Source organism: Arthrobacter ginkgonis (genome assembly GCF_039540195.1).
Taxonomy (GTDB): Bacteria; Actinomycetota; Actinomycetes; order Actinomycetales; family Micrococcaceae; genus Zafaria; species Zafaria ginkgonis.
Genome location: NZ_BAABEO010000017.1, coordinates 211,574 through 228,597, shown reverse-complemented (window position 1 = coordinate 228,597; position 17,024 = coordinate 211,574). Strand labels below are relative to the sequence as shown.

The window sequence follows — 17,024 nt, the reverse complement described above, 5'->3', positions numbered from 1 at the left end:
ACCCTGTTCGGCGCCGCGGGACCGTCCGAGGGCATCAAGGTCCTGGTGGCGGGCTACCGGGACCCCAGTCCGGAGACCATGCGCCGCCTCGCGGACGTGATGACCTTCGATCCCGGCTTCGCCACCGGGGAGATGGTGGCCAAACGGGCCGAGGCCGCGGCCCGGCGCGATGACCACCGGGCCAACTTCCTGGCCGGGTTCGGCCAGCCCGGCTACATGCCCTTTGCCACCCCGGAGCAGGTCGCCTCCATCACGGCCCCGACCCTGCTCATCCACGGCCGCGATGACCGGGTGGTGCACTTCGAGCACTCCCTGCGCCTGTGCTCGCTGATCCGGGACTCCCGGCTGTACCTGGTCAACCGGTGCGGGCACTGGGCCCAGCTCGAACACGCCGCCGAGTTCAACCGCGTCGTGGCCGACTTCGTCGGCACCGGCGCCTGACCCGCCCGGGCAACGACGACGACGGCACGCACCGCCCGCGCGCATGCACCACGACGGCGGCCCCCACCCTCACACACGGGAGGGTGGGGGCCGCGGGACACTCACACGGCCGGCGATTCGGCGAGGAGGGCGTCGATCTGCCCCACCGCCTCAGCCATTCCTTCCTCCATGCCCATGGCGAGCATCTGCTCCTGCTGCTCGGCGCTTTCGAAGGTGGAGACGATGGTCATCCGGGTCCGGCCCTCCACCTCCTCGAGGGTGACGGCGGCATGGGCCGAACCCAATTCGGTCACGGGCTCACCGCTCTCGTTGGCAAAGCCCATGTCGAACTCCAGCCGGTTCGGTTCCTCGATGGCGGTGAACCTCCACCAGCCGCTGGCCTTGTCGCCGTCGGGCCCTGTCATGAAGTAGCTGGCCCTGCCGGTGGGCGTGAACTCGTGGATTTCGAAGGTGGCGGGATAGCTGGGCGGCCCCCACCAGCGTTCCAGCTGGCGCGGATCCGCCCAAATCCGCCACACGCGTTGGATGCTGGCGTCGAACTCGGCAATGACGGTGAGACTCAGCGCCTCCGTGTCCGTGTGCGTATTGATGACCGGCATGATGGGTGCCTTCCTATCGATCGGTTCCAACAGACAAGAACGTCCGGGATCCGGCCGGCGCGCTGCCGCCGGATCGCCGTGTAGCCGTCAAGCAGCCGCCGCGGCGAAACCCGCGGCGTGGAGAACGGCCGACCTCGACGCCGAAGATGCGCCGCCGGCGACCGTGGCGAGAATATCGCGGCGGGTGGGATCGGCCAAGGCCTGGACCGGGCGGTCCTCGGGCCGCCCCTTCAGGGGTGCGGGTGGCGGCGCTTGGGGAATTCGAAGCGGTCCAGGTCGTTGGCGGCCACCACCGCCGCCCCTCCGGCGCGGGCCCGGGCCTGCGCCGCCAGCGGAGCGGTGTCCGCGTAGCGCGAGGAGAAATGGGTCAGGACCAGCAGGGAGGCGCCGCCTCCGGCGGCCAGCGCGCCGGCCTGTCCCGCGGTCAGGTGGCGGTAGCTCGCGGCGAGGTCGGCGTCGTCATCGCTGAAGGTGCATTCGGCCACCAGCAGGTCGGCCCCCTCGGCCAATTCCTCGGCGCCGGGGCACGGCGCCGTGTCCATGACGAAGGCGAACCGCTGTCCCGGCCGCGGTACGCTCACGTCCTCCAGCCGCACCCCGCCCAGGCTTCCGGCGCGCAGCAGGCGGCCGACGTCGGGCCCATCGAGCCCGGCCGCCTCGAGCCGGTCCGGCAGGAGGGTGATGCCGTCGGGCTCCACGAGCCGGTAGCCGTAGGCCTCGACGCGGTGGTGCAGGGGCCGCACCTCCAGGCCCGGGGCGACCGGCCCGGGGCCGGCGTGCGGGTGCAGCCTCAGGTCGATGCCCGGAGAGGCCGCGGACACGAGCGCCCGGACCACCGCCTCGCCGGAGGCGGGATAGTGCAGGTGGACCGGGTGCTTCACCTGGTCCAGGTCCATGCTGGAGAGCACGCCGGGCAGGCCGAAGCAGTGGTCCCCATGGACGTGGGTGATGCAGATGCGCGTGATGTGGGCGGCGGAGACGTCCGCGTGGATCATCTGCCGCTGCGTGCCCTCGCCCGGGTCGAAGAGCAGGTCCTCGCCGTCCCAGTGCAGCAGGTACCCGTTGTGGTTTCGGGTCCGCGTCGGGGCCTGCGAAGCGGTGCCGAGGACGACGAATTCGCGCATGGACAGAGTGTGCCACCTGCCCTGGCCGGGCGGCCATCGCACCGGGGGAAGCCTTTCCGCGGTGCCCCCGCCGTGGTAGGCAGGGGGAAGGCGCGGGCCCAGGCCGGTGCGGGGCACGCGGCAATCGAGCACACACCGAAGGAGCCGACGATGGCGGAACGACTCGTGGCCGATGCGATGGTGGAACGGCTGAACGCCTGGGGCGTGCGGCGCCTGTTCGGGTACAGCGGAGACGGCATCAACACGTTCATCGGGGCGCTGCGCCGCAGCGCAGCGGGCCCGGAGTTCGTCCAGGCCCGCCACGAGGAGAACGCCGCCTTCATGGCCGTGGCCCACTCGAAGTACGGGGTGGGGCAGTTCGGCGGCGGGCACGCAGCGGTGGCTCCGCCCGAGGCCGGCCAGGCCGGTTCGGAGCCGGCGGGCGCGGAGGACCAGGGCGTCGGCGTCGTCATCGCCACCCAGGGCCCCGGCGCGGTGCACCTGCTCAACGGCCTCTACGACGCGAAGCTGGACGGCACGCCCGTGGTGGCGATCGTGGGCCAGCAGAACACCACCGTCCTCGGCTCGCAGTACCAGCAGGAGATCGACCTGCTCTCCCTCTTCAAGGACGTCGCGGCCCAGTTCTGCCAGCAGGTTTCCGCCCCCGAGCAGGTTCCCATGGTGCTGGACCGGGCCTTCCGCACGGCGCTGGCGACCTCCTCGCCCTGCGTGGTGATCGTCCCGCACGACGTGCAGAAGCAGCCGGCGGCCGAGCTGGAGGGCGAGCACGGCACGATCGCCACCGCACCCCTGTGGGCGGGCCCGCACCCGCTGCCGGACGAGGCCGAGCTCGACGCCGCCGCACGCCTGCTCGACGCCGGGGAGCGGGTCATGCTGCTGGTCGGGCAGGGCGCGCGCTGGGCACGGGAAGAGGTTCACGGCATCGCCGCGCTCCTGGGCGCGGGCATCGCCACCAGCCTGCTCGGCAAGCCCTACGTCGACGAATCGCTGCCCTACGCGGCCGGCGTCATGGGACACCTGGGCACCCCGGCCAGCGCCGCGCTGCTCAACCGCTGCGACACCCTGCTGATCGTGGGATCCAACGACCCGTGGACCGAGTTCTACCCCAAGCCAGGGGCCGCCCGCGCGGTGCAGATCGACCTCAGCGGCAAGCAGGTGGGCAACCGCTACCCCGTGGAGGTCGCCCTGGTCGGGGATGCGGCCGCGACCTTGCGCGAACTGGCCGCACGGCTGGACCCGGGGGCGGCCGAACGCCGGCGGCCCTGGGTGGAGGAGGTCGGCAAGGCCGTCGAGGACTGGCGGACCCTGACCCGGGAACGGGCGCTGACCCCGGCCGAACCGGTCAACCCGGAGCGCGTGGTCCACGAACTGACGCCCCGCCTGCCGGCTGATGCCCAGCTGGCGCTCGACGTCGGCAGCTGCGTCTACTGGTACGCCCGGCAGCTGCTGCTGCCCCCCACCGTGCCGGTCCAGTTCTGCAGCACCCTGGCCAGCATGGGCTGCGGCGTTCCCTACGGGCTGGCGGCCAAGCTGCGCGCGCCGGACCGGCCCGTCGTCGTGCTCGCCGGCGACGGCGGCATGCAGATGACCGGCATCGCCGAACTGGTGACGGTGGCCGCCCGCTGGCGGGACTGGGCCGACCCCCGCTTCGTGGTCTGCGTGTTCAACAACGGCGACCTGGCCGAGGTGACGTGGGAGATGCGCGAGACCGAGGGCGACCCGCGCTACGGCCCCACCCAGGACCTGCCCGACTTTCCGTACGCCCGCTACGCGGAACTGCTGGGGATGCGCGGCATCGAGGTCACCGATCCGGAACGGCTGGGAGACGCGTGGGAGGAGGCCTTCGCGGCCGATGCGCCGGTGGTGATCAACGTGCGCACGGACCCGGCCGTGCCGCTGCTGGCTCCCTTCCCGGACGGGGCACGGAAGCTGGATTCGATGCGCGCGGGGCTGGAGCAGGAGGGACCCGCCGGCGCCCACGCCCTGGAACTGCTCCAGCGCTACGCCGAACAGGAGGAGCGCCTGTTCGGCGGGGACTGAAGCCGCCCGCCGGGACCGGGCCATCGGGAGTCCAACCGCTCTAGGAGGATCCTTAAGGCCGGTCTTAGAATCGCCTTGCCCGGCCGGGTGTCAACAACGGCCTTGAAAGCGGGGATTCGGCATGACGGTTGCGGAAATCCGGGTGGACCAGCGGTTGATCGGCATCGATTCCCGGCGGTTCGCCTCCATCGAGAAGGCGCTGGTGGAACTGGTCACCAACAGCGACGACAGCTACTCCCGGCAGGAGGAGTCGGGCGTTCCCGTGGCCGGCCGGATCCACCTCGGCTACGACCGCCACCACACCGGCGCCGTCCTGACCGTCACCGACCAGGCGGAGGGCATGCCGTTCGACGAGGCCGTCGGCATCCTGACGTACGGCGGAGCGCACAGCCCGCTCTCGCGCGGGGAGGGCTATGGCCGCGGCTACTTCGGCCGGGGCCTGAAGCAGGCCATCTTCGGCCTGGGCCACGGATGGATCGAGACGATCCGCGACGGCAGGTACACCCGCGTCGACGTCTTTCGCGGAGAGGGTGGCGGGTACCTGTACGACGACGGCGGCACCGACCGCGCGGCCGGCCCCGCCGACCGCGAGCGCCTCGGCATCGAGGACAGCGGCACCCGGGTGACGATCGTCGTCGACAACCCCCACGTCAGGATCACCCAATACACGACCCTGCTGCAGTCCCTGTCCGACAACATCTACCTGCGGGACGTGCTGGAGCGGCGCCTGGTCGAAATGACGAGCGGGCGGCCCGGAACGGAGCCCTACCGCGGCGAGCGGGTCCGCTTCGAGGAGCCGGCGTCGCTGCTGCTGCTCGGACCCGAACAGCCGGGAAGCTTCACCCATGAGGGGCAGGAGTACCCGTTCACCGTCACGCTCAAGCGGGCGAAGGACGTGGAACTGGCGCTGCGGGGCGACGAACGCACCAATGGCCTGGTTGTCATCTCCGGCACGGCGGCGCTTGACTGCCAGCTGTTCGACTTCGAGAACCAGGTCGGCACGGAGTACCTCTTCGGCACGGTGCGCTGTTCGGCACTGACCGAGATGCTGGGCCAGGGCCAGGCGATCATCAGCGACGAGCGCGAGGGCCTGAACCCCAAGGACCCATTCGTGGCGGATTTCTCCCGTGCCGTCAGCCGCATGGTTTCGGGCCACGTGCTCGCCGAAAAGGAGAAGCTCGACCATCTGGAACGCGCCACCACCTCCGGGCGCACCGCCGAGATGATCGGGCGGCTGCTGCACCGCATGAGCGAGGCGGCCGTGCGGGACCTGGGCCTCCGGACGCTGTCGGCGGCCGAACCGTCGCCGGCGTCCGCGGCCGTGGCCGATCCGCTGGCCCCGCTGCGTTTCACCACCCCCTTCTACTACCGGCAGCCGGGCCACCCCTTCCACGTCACCCTGCTCATCGACCCGGGCCAACTGCCCGACGACGGGGTCCTCACCTTCGAGGTCGATGCGCCCGGTTCCCTGCGGATCGATCCCGCGCCGGAGGCCGTGCCCGTCAGCGCGCTGGGGGAGACGCGGCGCATCGAATGGACGGTCGTGGGGGATGGGCCGGTGGACCGGGGGCAGATCACGGCGCGGGCGGGCGCATACTGGGCGTGGTGCGAGATCGTCGTGGCCGAGCACGCCTCCCACCACAGCCACCGGCAGCCCGCGCACATGGCCGCGGTGTCCCGTTCCGAGCCCCTGGCGGCCGGTGCCGAACCGGCGGCGCTGCGGCTTACGACGCACCGGGCGCCGCGGGACTACGGGGCCGACCTCTTCGTCGGCTACGAGTTCCGCAACCTGCACAACAGCGTGGACCGGGCCGTCTACAGCCCGGAGGAGCGCAAGGTCATCATCAACACGGGCGCGCCCACGGTCCGGCTGTACGTGGACGGGCGGGGCCGCTTCCGGGATTCCGCCCGGCTGCTGTTGGCGGAACTGTTCATGGACGTGATCTCGGACGAACTGGCCCGGCGTGCAGCCGCCCAGCACGGCCACCTGGACGACCAGGCCTACCGCGCCGTCAAGCGGGACATCATCCACCGGTACGGCAGCGACATCCACCTCTCCTTCCTGAAGTCCTGACGTCCTGAACGGGCGGGGCCACGGAGTTTCGGGGCGGGGATTGCAGCGCCAAGGACGCAGCCCCGGTTCGGGAACCGGGGCTGCGTCCCTCGTGGTGAAGCTTCGTGGTGAAGCGGGAGCCGGTCCTACGGAACGGGGTTGCCCAGTTCGCGCAGCGGGGTCTTGCTGGTTTCGCGGGCCCACGTGGCGCCGGCGACGGCCAGGAGGGAGGATCCGGCGACGATCCACGCGGCCGGGCCCCAGTTGGCCTTGTCCCCGCCGACCAGGGCGGCGCCGAGCAGGGGGGTGAAGCCGGCACAGAGGATGCCGACCTGCAGGCCGATCGCCATGCCGGAGTAGCGGACCTTGACGTTGAACAGCTCGGAGAACCAGGCCGGGTAGACGGAGTTCGAGGCCGCGTAGGTGCCGGCCGTGATCAGCGTGCTGGCCACGAAAATCATCGCGATGTTGGCGGTGGAGATCACCGAGAAGTAGACGAAGATCATGAGCCCGGACCCTATGACGCCGGTGATGAAGACCCTGCGGCGGCCGAACCTGTCCGAAAGCCTCGCCGCCAGCGGCTGCGTGGCGATGGCGACGACGTTGCCCAGGATGCTGACCCACAGCATGGTTGCCGCGGGTACGCCGACGGACACAGCGTAGGCCAGGCCGAAGGATTGCATGAAGGTGTTGGTGACCACCTGGAAGGACATCAGGGCGACCTGGAAGAACTGCGCCGGGTGCGTCTTGAGCATCTGGGCGAAGGGCAGCTTCACGGTTTCGCCGTGTTCGTGCTTTTCCTCGAAGACCTCCGGCTCCTCGAGCGAGCGGCGGACCAGGAACGCGGCGACCAGGACGAAGATGGAGAGCCAGAACGGGATGCGCCAGCCCCAGGCGAGGCGGTCGGCTTCGCTCATGGCGGCGACCGGCAGGAAGGCCAGCGAGGCCAGCACGATCCCGAAGGAGATCCCGCTCATCGCGAAGCTCGCGAAGAAGCCGCGGCGGTTGGCGGGGGCCTCTTCCATGGTCAGGGCGGACGCGCCGGCGGTTTCGGCGCCGGCGGAGAGGCCCTGCATCAGGCGCAGCAGCACCAGCAGGGCCGGTGCCCAGTATCCGATGGCGTCATACGTCGGCAGCAGTCCGATCAGGAAGGTGGCCCCACCCATCAGGACCAGGGTCATGACCAGGGTGGCCTTGCGGCCGATCTTGTCGCCGAGATGGCCGAAGAACACCGCACCGAAGGGCCGCGCCACGTACGCGACGCCGAAGGTCGCGAAGGAAGCCATCAACGCAACCGTGGGGTCTCCCGCGGGGAAGAAGATCTTCGAGAAGATCAGCGACGCCGCGGTGGCGTAGATGAAGAAGTCGTAGTACTCCAAGGCTCCGCCAAGGAACGCGGCCAGGGCAGCCTTCTTGGCCCGCTTGAGCCTTTGCTCTTCCTCTGCCGACGAACGGCGGGCTGCGAGATTGGTCATGGTGCTGGTCCTTCCGCACTGTAATTCGGGGAGGCAATGCTTTCATTTGTGCGCATACCGAGCAAGTGTGCAGTATGCGACCATGGAATAGCGTACACGCAGGGTGACGCTCCTCACAACGGCTGGCTTTCCCCTTGCAGCCCATCCCCTGAAAGGCGGCACCATGGACAACCCGACACCGTCCTCCCGGCTGTTCCTCATCGGTTCGGAGGCCTCGCGGGCCATGTCGCCGGGACTGTGGAACCCCGCGCTCGAAGGGCTCGGCAGCGGCTGGACCTACGAGGCCTGGGACGTGCCCCTCAACGTCCCGATGGCCGGGGTGCGCGCCCGGCTGCTGGAATCCGACGTCGTCGCCGCCAACGTGACCATGCCCCACAAGCAGTGGGCCGCCGAGGCCGCCGACACCGCGACCGAAGCGGTCCGGCTCAGCGGGGCCTCGAACCTGCTCATCCGGCACGGCCGGACGCTGGAGGCGCACAACACCGACGTTGCCGCCGTCGCCGAACTGCTCGGCGGGCGGCACCAGCGCCATGCGGTCATGCTCGGGGCCGGCGGCGCCGCCCGCGCGGCGCTCGCGGCGCTCAAGGGGCTGGTCGACCGGGTGTCGGTCGCGGACCGGGACCCCGAAGCGGCGAGGCGGTTGGCCGCGCTCGCCGAGAGCCTGGGCATGGACGCGGAACCGGTCCCGTGGGCGGAGGCCCAGGACCAGGCTTCCCGGGCGTCGCTGATCGTCAACGCGACCCCGGTCGGAAAACGGATCGACGATCCTCCGGCCTGGGGCGGGGCCCCGCTGGCCGAGGACGCCTTCGTCTACGACTTCGTGTACGCCGGACACGTGACCGGCACGATTGCGGCCGCCAGGAAGCAGCGGCTGCGCTGCGCCGACGGGTGGGACCACCTTCACGCCCAAGCGGCCGCCATGGTCCCGCTCCTGGGCCTGCCCGCGCAGGCGGATCCGTTGCTGCGCAGCACGCTCGCCGCCCTCCAAGCCAAGGCCTGACGTGCGTCGGCTCCGGGACGTGCGTGCCGCCGTCGTTGTCCCCGTACCTTTATGATCGAAAGATGGGCCTGCAGCCTTTTCGCTGCCACCGGGTGCGGAGGCAGGTCCCGGGAAAGACGGGGGATCCATGGAGGAGCAGCCGGCGTACTTTGTGAAGTCGGTGGAAAAGGCCTTTGACGTCCTGCTCGCCTTCACTCCGGAGACTCCGCGGCTGACCGTCTCCCAGGTCGCGGCAGGGGCGGACATGACCAGGGCTTCCGCACGGCGGTTCCTGCTGACGCTGGCGGATTTGGGCTACGTCCGCGCCGACGGGCCGTACTTCGAACTGACGCCCCGATGCCTGGACATCGGCCGGTCGTTCCTGGCGAACCAGACGCTGCCGGGCGTGGCGGAGTCCCACCTCAAGTCGCTGGCCGCGGCGCTCAACGAAACGACGTCGCTGTGCATCCTGGACGGCCCCGACGTGGTCTACGTCGCCTGCGTGCCCTCGCCGAGGCTGCTCAGCGTGTCCGTCCGGGTGGGCACGCGGTTCCCCGCGTGGGCGACGTCGATGGGGCGCGTCCTGCTGGCGGCGCTCTCGGAACCGGAACTGCAGGAGTACTTCGATTCGGTCCAGCTGGAGCGCTTCACCGAGCGTTCCATCGGCAGCGTCGACCAGCTGCGGGCCGAGATCGACTCGGCGCGGGCCAAGGGCTGGTCCATGGTGTCGCAGGAGCTGGAGGAGGGCCTGCGCGGTGTGGCCGTGCCGGTGCGGAGCGGGCGCGACGTCGTCGCCGCCGTCAACGTGTCCCTGCAGACGCACCGGGCCCCCGCGGAATCCATCGAGAAAACGGTTCTTCCGCTCCTGCGGGAAGCGGCCCTCCAGATCGGCAACGACTACGGCGGCCGGCACTCCGGGGCGCTGCGGAGCGGATCCCGAAGGTAGCAGGGTTCAGGTTCCCGGTTGCGGTTCCCCGCGGCGGCCCTTGGCCTTGGGCCACCGGTAAATACCGCCCGCATAAGGTTTCCCGGCGGGAACGGAACCGTGATGCTGGAGGGACAGAGAACCGATCCGCAAGGGAGCCCGATCATGCTGTCAGACACCTCCGCCCCCATCATCCAGGCGACGCTGCCCGTGGTCGGGGCGCACATCCAAGAGATCGCCGGCCGCTTCTACGAGCACATGTTCGCCGGCCGCCCGGAGCTCCTGGACGGGCTCTTCAACCGCGGCAACCAGGCGGACGGCCGGCAGCAGCAGGCCCTGGCCGGGTCCGTGGCCGCGTTCGCCACGCACCTGGTCGAACGCCCCGACCAGCCCCTGGACCACCTGGTTTCGCGCATCTCCCACAAGCACGTGGCCCTGGGCCTGGCGCCGGAGCAGTACCAGGTGGTGCACGACAACCTGATGTGGGCCATCGTGGACGTGCTCGGGGAGGCGGTGACCCCGGAAGTGGCCGCCGCCTGGGACGAGGTGTACTGGCTGTTCGCCAACGTGCTGATCAACAAGGAGCGCGGCCTCTACGACGCCATCGGACTGTCCCCGGACACCGTCTGGCGCAGGTGGAGGGTCGCCGAAAAGGTCCAGGAAACCGAGGACGTGGTCACGTTCGTGGTCGAACGGATCGATCCGCGCGAGGTCAAGCCGTCCCTGCCGGGCCAGTACGTGTCCCTGAGGGCACTGATGCCGGACGGAATCCACCAGTCGCGGCAGTACAGCCTGACGCGGGCCGACGACGGCGAGCACCGGCAGTTCGCGGTCAAGCGCGTCCATGGCGGCAACGCCCCGGACGGGGAGGTTTCCAACCTGCTCCACCGCGAGGTCCACGTCGGGGACGAGGTGGTGCTCTCGGCCCCGTTCGGCGACGTGGTCCTGGAGTATTCGGACCGTCCCGTGGTCTTCGCCAGCGCCGGCATCGGGATCACCCCGATGGCCGGGATGCTGTCCCATCTGGTCAAGTCGGGTTCGACCCGCAAGGTGAGGCTGTTGCATGCGGACGATGCGCCCGGCACCTTCGCGCTGCGCCGGCAGGTCGAGGAGGACCTGGCGAGGCTGCCGCACGCGTCCATGGACGTCTGGTTCCTGGAGCCCTCCGCGGCGGCCGCTGCTTCCGGCAGTGCGGGGCCCGAGGCGGTGGAGCGCGAACGGGCGGGCCTGATGGATGTGGACGAGGTGGACCTTCCCGCTGACGCGGAGTACTACCTGTGCGGTCCCCTTGCCTTCATGCAGTCCGTCCGCAGCGCCCTGATCGGCCGCGGGGTGCGGCCGCAGGACATCCAGTACGAGGTGTTCGGCCCCGACCTGTGGCTGGCCGACTTCCAATAGGGGTGGTTGCCTGCGCCCCGCGCCCCGGAACTTCGGGCTAGCGGACCGCGGCCGGGAGTGCCGCCGTCGTGGTGGCCCGGGACAGCGCCCGGGCGGCGGGCGGCACCAGGGCCAGCGCCGCCGCGCACAGGCCGGCGAGGAGCAAGAAGCCGGCGTCGAAGGAGCCCAAGGCATCTTTGGCCGAGCCGAGCAGGTACAGCGAGAAGAGCGCGCCCACGTTGGCCCAGAGGTTGGAGAAGCCGCTGATGGAACCCGCGAATTCGCGGCCCAGCGCACGGACCGGGATGTCGAACAGGGGACCGAAGTAGATCTGCACCAGGAACTGGCTGACCGCGACCAGCACGAGCAGGGCGGGGATCGACCGCGCCTGGACGATCAGCACCAGCGTTGCGCCGATCAGCACCAGCGCCGCCGCGATCACTGCCGCCGGCCGGTTGAAGCGGTCCGCGATGTAGCCGCCGAGGAAGTTGGCCGGGGCGGAGAGCAGTGCGCCGGCGGCGAGGACCAGGCCCGCGGTCTGCAGCGACATTCCCTTGTCCGCCACCAGGTAGGTCGGGAGCCACATGGCCGTACCGCTGGTGACCGCCAGGCGGACGAACTGGATTCCGCCGCAGAGCCACAGGATGCGTTCCTTCATCAGCTTCGCCAGTTGGGGAAGGCTGACCGGGTGGGTCTCCTCGGCCGATTCGGGGGCTTCCGGCGTGCACCGGTAAAGGACCAGGACCAGCAGCCCGAACGCTGCGAAGAGCAGGAACAGGTTGCGCCAGCCCAGCGGGCCGACCAGGAACGGGCCGAGGGTGTTGAGGAAGATGTTGGACGTGAAGCCGAGCGCCACGAACAGGCCCATCGCGGTGGCGCGCCGCTCGGGCGGAAACTGCCGGGAGATGAGCACCATGCCCGGTGCGAACATCAGCGAGCGGAACACGCCGGACACCGCCTGGTTGGCCAGCAGCCAGCCAAAACTGGGCAGCAGGGCGAACCCGATCGCCGTCAGGTTGACCCCGAGCGTGCCGATGAGGAACACCCTTTTGGCCCCGAACCGGTCCGCCAGGTAGCCGGCGGGGATCTGCATAAGCGCGTAGGTCGCGGTGGTCGCAATCGCAAACAGCCCCGACTGGGTGAACGTGAGGCCAAGTTCCGTGCGGATCAGCGGCAGGAACAGGGCGATGCCCGCAAAGGCCAGGGACTGGGAGCTCTGGCACAGCACGATCAGGGCGGCGATGATGCCGCGCGAATTCCTCATCGTGCCAGTCTTCCAGACGGAGCGTGCCGGTTTGCAGTGGCCTTGTGCAGCGGTCCTGTGCAGCGGCGCCGAGCCGCTCTTCAGGCACGCGTCACGGATGAACGGGTGCAGGCGGGTGGGCGGCTGCTGCATCCATTGCTTCAGGCGGGAGTGGCGTCGTTCATCGCCGTGCTCCTTCCAGGGCGTCGTCGGTCAGGGTGGCGGGGTCCGCGCCGGTGAGGGCGGCGGCAAGCAGGGCGGTGAGGTTGTCCGCCGTGACGGGGCGGGGGTTGGTGGCGGGGATGGCGGGCAGGGCGACGGCGACGGCCTCGGCGATCCCGTCGGCGGTGAACCCGTAGTCGGCCAGGGCCTTGGGTGCGTCGAGTTGTTCGCGCAGGGCCTGCAGGCCCTCCAGTGCGGTGCCGGTGCCGAACGCGGCGGCGATGCGGGCCTCGGCCTGGGGGGCGTGCGGGGCGTTGAAGGCGAGCACGTAGGGCAGGACGGTGGCGTGGGTCTGGGCGTGGGGCAGGTTGAAGGTGCCTCCGAGCACGTGGCAGATCTTGTGGTGCATCCCGGAGCCGGCGGAGGCGAAGGCGACGGCGGCCAGGTACGCCCCGTAGAGCGCCTGTTCCCGGCCCTCCAGCCCGGCCGGGTCCGCGACGATGGCCGGCAGCCCGGCGGCCAGGGCGCGGATGCCCTCTGCGGCCAGGGCGGCGTTGATGGGGTCCGCGCGCGGTCCCCAGAGGGAGTCGACGCAGTGGGCCAGACCGTTCAGCCCGGAGGCCACGGACAGCTCCACGGGCAGGGTGAGGGTCAGCCCGGCGTCGTAGATGACGGTCGCGGGCAGGACCTGGTCGTCGACGCCGGTGGTTTTGCGGGCGGCCTCGGTCAGGCCCCACACGTTGGTGGCCTCGGACCCGGCGTAGGTCGTCGGGACCGCGAGGATCGGGATCCCGGTGGTCAGGGCAATGGCCTTCGCCAGGCCCGTCGTCGAGCCCCCGCCCACGCAGACGATGAGGTCGATCCCGGCCTGGACGGCGGCGGTGCGGGCGCGCTCGGCGACCTCGACGGGCACGTGCATGATGACCTCCTGGTGCCACAACGCCACCTCGATCTCCGCCGCGACCGTGCGGGCGAGGTCGGCCTCGAACTCGGAGGCGATCACCATCACCCGCCCCGCGCCGAGCCGGGAGACTTCCGCGGCCAGGTGCTCCGCGGCCTTCCCGCTGCCGAAGAGGACCCGCTGCCCCAACGTCACATGCTCAAAAGCCAAAGACACTTTTCGGTCCTATCTGTTCGTGGTCTGTTTCTGGGCTATTTTTGGTGCGCGGTGCGCGGTGGGTCCATTGTTCGGGTACAAGGTTCGGTCGGCGTTCGGCCGGTCGATCGGCTCACGCGTTCCGCCAGGCCTGGACCCCGCTGTTGTTCAGCAGCATATTGTTCAACAGCCCGCTGGCGGCGGACATGGCTTCGTCGGTGATGATGTGCTCGTGGCCCGGGGCGATGAGCAGATCCGCCCGGGCACCTGCCGCCTCCAGGGCGGAAGCGGTTTGCTGGATGCGCGGCCCGGGCACCCAGGGGTCGTTTTCGATGCTGCGCAGCACCGCCGGCACGCCCTCCAGCGGCCGGCCCGGGGGGACCTGCAGCGGGTCGGGCCCGATGTAGCCGCCGGTATGCAGGATCAGGCCGGCGTACTTGGCCGGGTTGGTCAGAACGAAGTGGGACACCAGGCAGGCGCCCTGGGAAAAGCCCCAGAGGACGACGCGGTCCGGGGAAAACCCGTCGGCCTCGAGTACCGCCACGTGGGCGACGAGGGCTTCCAGGGCGTGGGCGAGGTCCGGCTGGTTGTTTTCCAGCGGCTCAAGGAACGGCTTCGGATACCAGGTGTCCCCGGCCGCGGAGGGGGCGTAGAACCGCAGCCCGGCGACGGCGAGGCGTCCGGCCTGCTCCTGCATGAACTTGGGGCCTTGGCCCCTGCCGTGCACGGCCAGGACGGCGGCGCGCGCCGTGCCGGCGCTGCTGCCCCAAGTGGTCATCGGGCGGTCCAGATGCCTGTTCTTGATCACTGCGCTTCCTTGCACTCGGATGGATTCAGGGTAAACGGCACCGGGGTGCTGCACGCCTTTCGAAGGAAAGGGCGCAGCACCCCGGGGAGGGCGGGTGCCTAGATGTCGATGTGTTCGAGCTGCTCGAAGATTTCGGTGCGGCGGTGCTCGAACTGCTCGGGCAGCTGGAAACGGCTGCCGAGCTCCTGCGGGGATTCGTCGCAGTCCCAGCCGCCGTCCTCGTGGGTAACGGCCAACTCGAAGAGGGCGCCGCCCGGGGTGCGGACGTAGACGCTCTTGAAGTACTTGCGGTCCTTGAGTTCGGAGATGTCGGTGTAGCCGGCGCCCTCGATCTCGAACTTGACCTCGTCCTGGTTCTTCAGGGTGTCCAGGTTCCAGGCGAAGTGGTGGTAGGTGCCGGAGCCGTAGTGCCAGGTGCCCTGGTCGTCCTTGCGGTTGGCGGTCAGCTCCACGTGGTTGCCGTACTTGGCGTTGCCGACCTGGAAGACCGCCCGGTCGCCTTCCTCGTCGATGCGGCCCTGGGAGAAGAAGGTGTCGTTGGCGAAGTCGACCATTCGTTCCGGGGTGGTCACGTGGATGCCCACGCCGTGGATGCCGTGGATGGCGTGCTCGGCCGGCACCCCGTTGCCGGCGTACCCTTCGCGCTCGTCGTTCTCGTTGGCGACGAACACGTACTCGATGCCCGAGGGGTGGCGGAAGGCCAGGCGGCGCTGGTCGAAGACCTCGATGTTCTCGACCTGCACCTTGCGCTCGCTCAGGCGCTGGTGCCAGAAGTCCAGCGAACCCGCCGGCACGGAGAGCAGCACCTCGCGGGCCTGGTTGGTTCCCCGCTTGCCGTAGAGGCCGGCCTGGGCCCAGGGGAACGTGGTCACTACCGAGGACGGATCCCCGTTGGCGTTGGAGTAGTACAGGTGGTAGATCGGCTTGGACCCGTCGAAGAGCACGGTGCGCTTGATGAAGCGCATGCCCAGCGTGTTCACGTGGAAGTCCACGTCCTCCTGCGCCCCGCCCACCGACAGGGTCACGTGGTGCGAACCTTCAACAAAAGCCATTCGATTCTCCTTGGTTTATTAATGGTCGTGCCGGGATTCCGCCGACTCGGGATACTGCCTGACCGGCCTGATCCCCTAGCCCGTGATCTGACTCACGATGCTATTGTCGTACGATCTTACAAACTGGCGAAGAAGGATGTCAATGATGTTCTGCCGCCTAATTGCGCGCGGTCGGCGGGTCGGAGACAGGCAAAACGGCATGGCCTCGCGCCTTCTCGTACAGTGCGCGAGGGTCGGCGCCGTGCGCCTGGATCCAGAGCGCATCCGCCGCAAAGGTCACGGCGTCCACATAACCGGTTCGGATGATCCGGCCGTCCTTGCGCACCTGGACCCGCCGGCCGACCAGCTCTTCCCAATTCGGGTGGTTTCCCACGGGGTGGGCCCTCGTGCCGTGCCCTACGCGCCCGCCGGCCCGGCGAGCTCGCGTTCACGGGCGCGCATCTGCCGGGGCCGGTCCGCGTGCAGACGCAGCACCGCCGTGACGGCCGCCAGATCCCCGTTTTCATAGGCCTCGACCAGCCGGCGGTGGTCCTCAAGCAATTCGGTGGTGGCGTACGTCGAGGTGTTGATGGTGCGTGCGTTCAAGCCAGGCAACCCCAGCCGGCGGTAGGTGTCCAGCAGGATCTTGGAGCCGGCCAGCTCCACCATGTACTCATGGAAGCGCTCGTTGGCCTCGATCCAGGCCCGGGCGTCGGTGAAGTGGTCGTCCTCGACGAATTCGAGCGTGGCCTCCATGTGCCTGCGCAGCTGGGCAAGCTGTTCCCCGCCCACCTTGCCGACGGTGCTTTCGGCGACGCCGAGTTCGATCGCCAGCTTGGCGGCGTAGGACTCGAAGATGATGGATTCGGGGACCGGAGCAATGACGAACCGTCCAGCCTCCCGCCGCACCAGGCCCTCGCTGGCCAGGGCGGTGAGCGCGCGGTGGACCAGGTCGACGTCGACGGCCAGTTCCCGGGCCCAGAGGCCGATGTCGATCGCCTGGTCCCGATCGTTGACGGTGTTGATGATGCGTTCGCGGACGTCCCGCAGCACCGATGCTTCCGGCGCCATCCGCATCCTGCCGAAGCCACCGCGGAAGTAGGCCAGCGGATGGCCCGGGTTGGCGACGGCGTCCTCGACGTGGGCCAGGAACGCGTAGTGGGTTCCCGCCTCGACCTGTTCGCTGACCCGGCACACCAGGTGGGCGAGGGCGCCCACCAGCAGCGGGGAGCCGTTGCCGTCCTTTTCGACGGGGACGCCCTCGAACTTGTCCGGCAGCTTCGACGCGAATCTGCCGGCCAGTTGGACGTGGTCCTCGGCCAGGACGTTGACCGCGAAAGTCCCGCTCTCGAGGATGGCGTGGGCGCTGGAGGAGGACTTGTTCAGGCAGATAAGCAACATGGGCGGATCGTCGGTGAGGGAACTGACGGCGCTGGCCGTGGTGCCGTAATCCTTGCCCCCGCTGTGGGTGGTGATCACGGTGACCCCGCTGGCGAATCGGCCGATCACGTCGCGGAAGGCCTGGGAGGTCAGCTGCAGCGGGGCATCCGGCGCAGGGTTGGGGCTGGAGATGGGGGACATGCGGATCAACTCCTCGTTCTGGGACCGCGGCTGCGGGTTCCGGTGCTCTCGTTGCTCGACTGTATCATGGTCATACAATCTTGGTAAGGA

General features: G+C 69.7%; 15 protein-coding genes. 6 read left to right on the top strand and 9 right to left on the bottom strand.

From position 1 onward, the window contains the following. Positions 1 to 441, top strand: a 441-nt coding sequence (locus tag ABD912_RS12970) for an alpha/beta fold hydrolase (protein WP_345151328.1), incomplete at its 5' end; no start/stop codon positions are given. Between the two features lie 101 nt (positions 442 to 542). Here ABD912_RS12970 and ABD912_RS12965 read toward each other — a convergent pair. Both ABD912_RS12965 and ABD912_RS12960 read right to left on the bottom strand, forming a co-directional pair. Next, the gene (locus ABD912_RS12965; RefSeq protein ID WP_345151326.1) at positions 543 to 1,040 is read right to left on the bottom strand and encodes an SRPBCC family protein; all 498 of its coding nucleotides are present in this window, start codon (positions 1,038 to 1,040) and stop codon (positions 543 to 545) included. 230 nt (positions 1,041 to 1,270) lie between these two features. Then, positions 1,271 to 2,164: a ribonuclease Z gene (locus ABD912_RS12960; protein ID WP_345151324.1), complete on the bottom strand. Its 894-nt coding sequence runs from the start codon at positions 2,162 to 2,164 to the stop codon at positions 1,271 to 1,273. A gap of 150 nt (positions 2,165 to 2,314) precedes the next feature. Between ABD912_RS12960 and ABD912_RS12955 the strand changes: the two genes are divergently transcribed. Continuing rightward, on the top strand, positions 2,315 to 4,204 hold the full coding sequence (locus tag ABD912_RS12955; RefSeq protein ID WP_345151322.1) for a thiamine pyrophosphate-dependent enzyme: 1,890 nt from the start codon (positions 2,315 to 2,317) through the stop codon (positions 4,202 to 4,204). 121 nt (positions 4,205 to 4,325) lie between these two features. Then, a complete protein-coding gene (locus ABD912_RS12950) occupies positions 4,326 to 6,278 on the top strand; it encodes an ATP-binding protein (RefSeq protein WP_345151320.1) in 1,953 nt (650 codons plus the stop codon). A gap of 125 nt (positions 6,279 to 6,403) precedes the next feature. On the opposite strand, the gene ABD912_RS12945 is transcribed toward ABD912_RS12950, so the two are convergent. Next, the gene (locus ABD912_RS12945; protein WP_345151318.1) at positions 6,404 to 7,732 is read right to left on the bottom strand and encodes an MFS transporter; all 1,329 of its coding nucleotides are present in this window, start codon (positions 7,730 to 7,732) and stop codon (positions 6,404 to 6,406) included. A gap of 163 nt (positions 7,733 to 7,895) precedes the next feature. On the opposite strand from ABD912_RS12945, the gene ABD912_RS12940 reads away from it, so the two are divergent. From ABD912_RS12940 to ABD912_RS12930, 3 genes are all read left to right on the top strand, one after another. Next, positions 7,896 to 8,732 carry a shikimate dehydrogenase family protein gene (locus tag ABD912_RS12940; RefSeq protein ID WP_345151317.1) on the top strand — a complete coding sequence of 279 codons (837 nt, stop codon included), beginning with the start codon at positions 7,896 to 7,898 and terminating at the stop codon, positions 8,730 to 8,732. A gap of 127 nt (positions 8,733 to 8,859) precedes the next feature. Then, positions 8,860 to 9,657 carry an IclR family transcriptional regulator domain-containing protein gene (locus ABD912_RS12935; RefSeq protein ID WP_345151316.1) on the top strand — a complete coding sequence of 266 codons (798 nt, stop codon included), beginning with the start codon at positions 8,860 to 8,862 and terminating at the stop codon, positions 9,655 to 9,657. A 144-nt stretch (positions 9,658 to 9,801) separates the two neighbouring features. Continuing rightward, positions 9,802 to 11,034, top strand: coding sequence for a globin domain-containing protein (locus tag ABD912_RS12930; protein WP_345151315.1), 1,233 nt, complete (start codon positions 9,802 to 9,804; stop codon positions 11,032 to 11,034). Positions 11,035 to 11,071: 37 nt separating this feature from the next. On the opposite strand, the gene ABD912_RS12925 is transcribed toward ABD912_RS12930, so the two are convergent. From ABD912_RS12925 to ABD912_RS12900, 6 genes are all read right to left on the bottom strand, one after another. Next, a complete protein-coding gene (locus ABD912_RS12925) occupies positions 11,072 to 12,409 on the bottom strand; it encodes an MFS transporter (RefSeq protein WP_345151314.1) in 1,338 nt (445 codons plus the stop codon). Between the two features lie 28 nt (positions 12,410 to 12,437). Further along, positions 12,438 to 13,535: a maleylacetate reductase gene (locus ABD912_RS12920; RefSeq protein ID WP_345151313.1), complete on the bottom strand. Its 1,098-nt coding sequence runs from the start codon at positions 13,533 to 13,535 to the stop codon at positions 12,438 to 12,440. Positions 13,536 to 13,647: 112 nt separating this feature from the next. Next, positions 13,648 to 14,322, bottom strand: coding sequence for an alpha/beta hydrolase (locus tag ABD912_RS12915; protein WP_345151312.1), 675 nt, complete (start codon positions 14,320 to 14,322; stop codon positions 13,648 to 13,650). Between the two features lie 98 nt (positions 14,323 to 14,420). Continuing rightward, the gene (locus tag ABD912_RS12910) at positions 14,421 to 15,374 is read right to left on the bottom strand and encodes a VOC family protein (protein ID WP_345151310.1); all 954 of its coding nucleotides are present in this window, start codon (positions 15,372 to 15,374) and stop codon (positions 14,421 to 14,423) included. A gap of 157 nt (positions 15,375 to 15,531) precedes the next feature. After that, complete coding sequence (locus tag ABD912_RS12905) at positions 15,532 to 15,747, bottom strand: hypothetical protein (protein WP_345151309.1); 216 nt, start codon at positions 15,745 to 15,747, stop codon at positions 15,532 to 15,534. Positions 15,748 to 15,770: 23 nt separating this feature from the next. Then, positions 15,771 to 16,934, bottom strand: coding sequence for a flavin reductase (locus ABD912_RS12900; protein ID WP_345151308.1), 1,164 nt, complete (start codon positions 16,932 to 16,934; stop codon positions 15,771 to 15,773). Positions 16,935 to 17,024 lie beyond the last annotated feature (90 nt).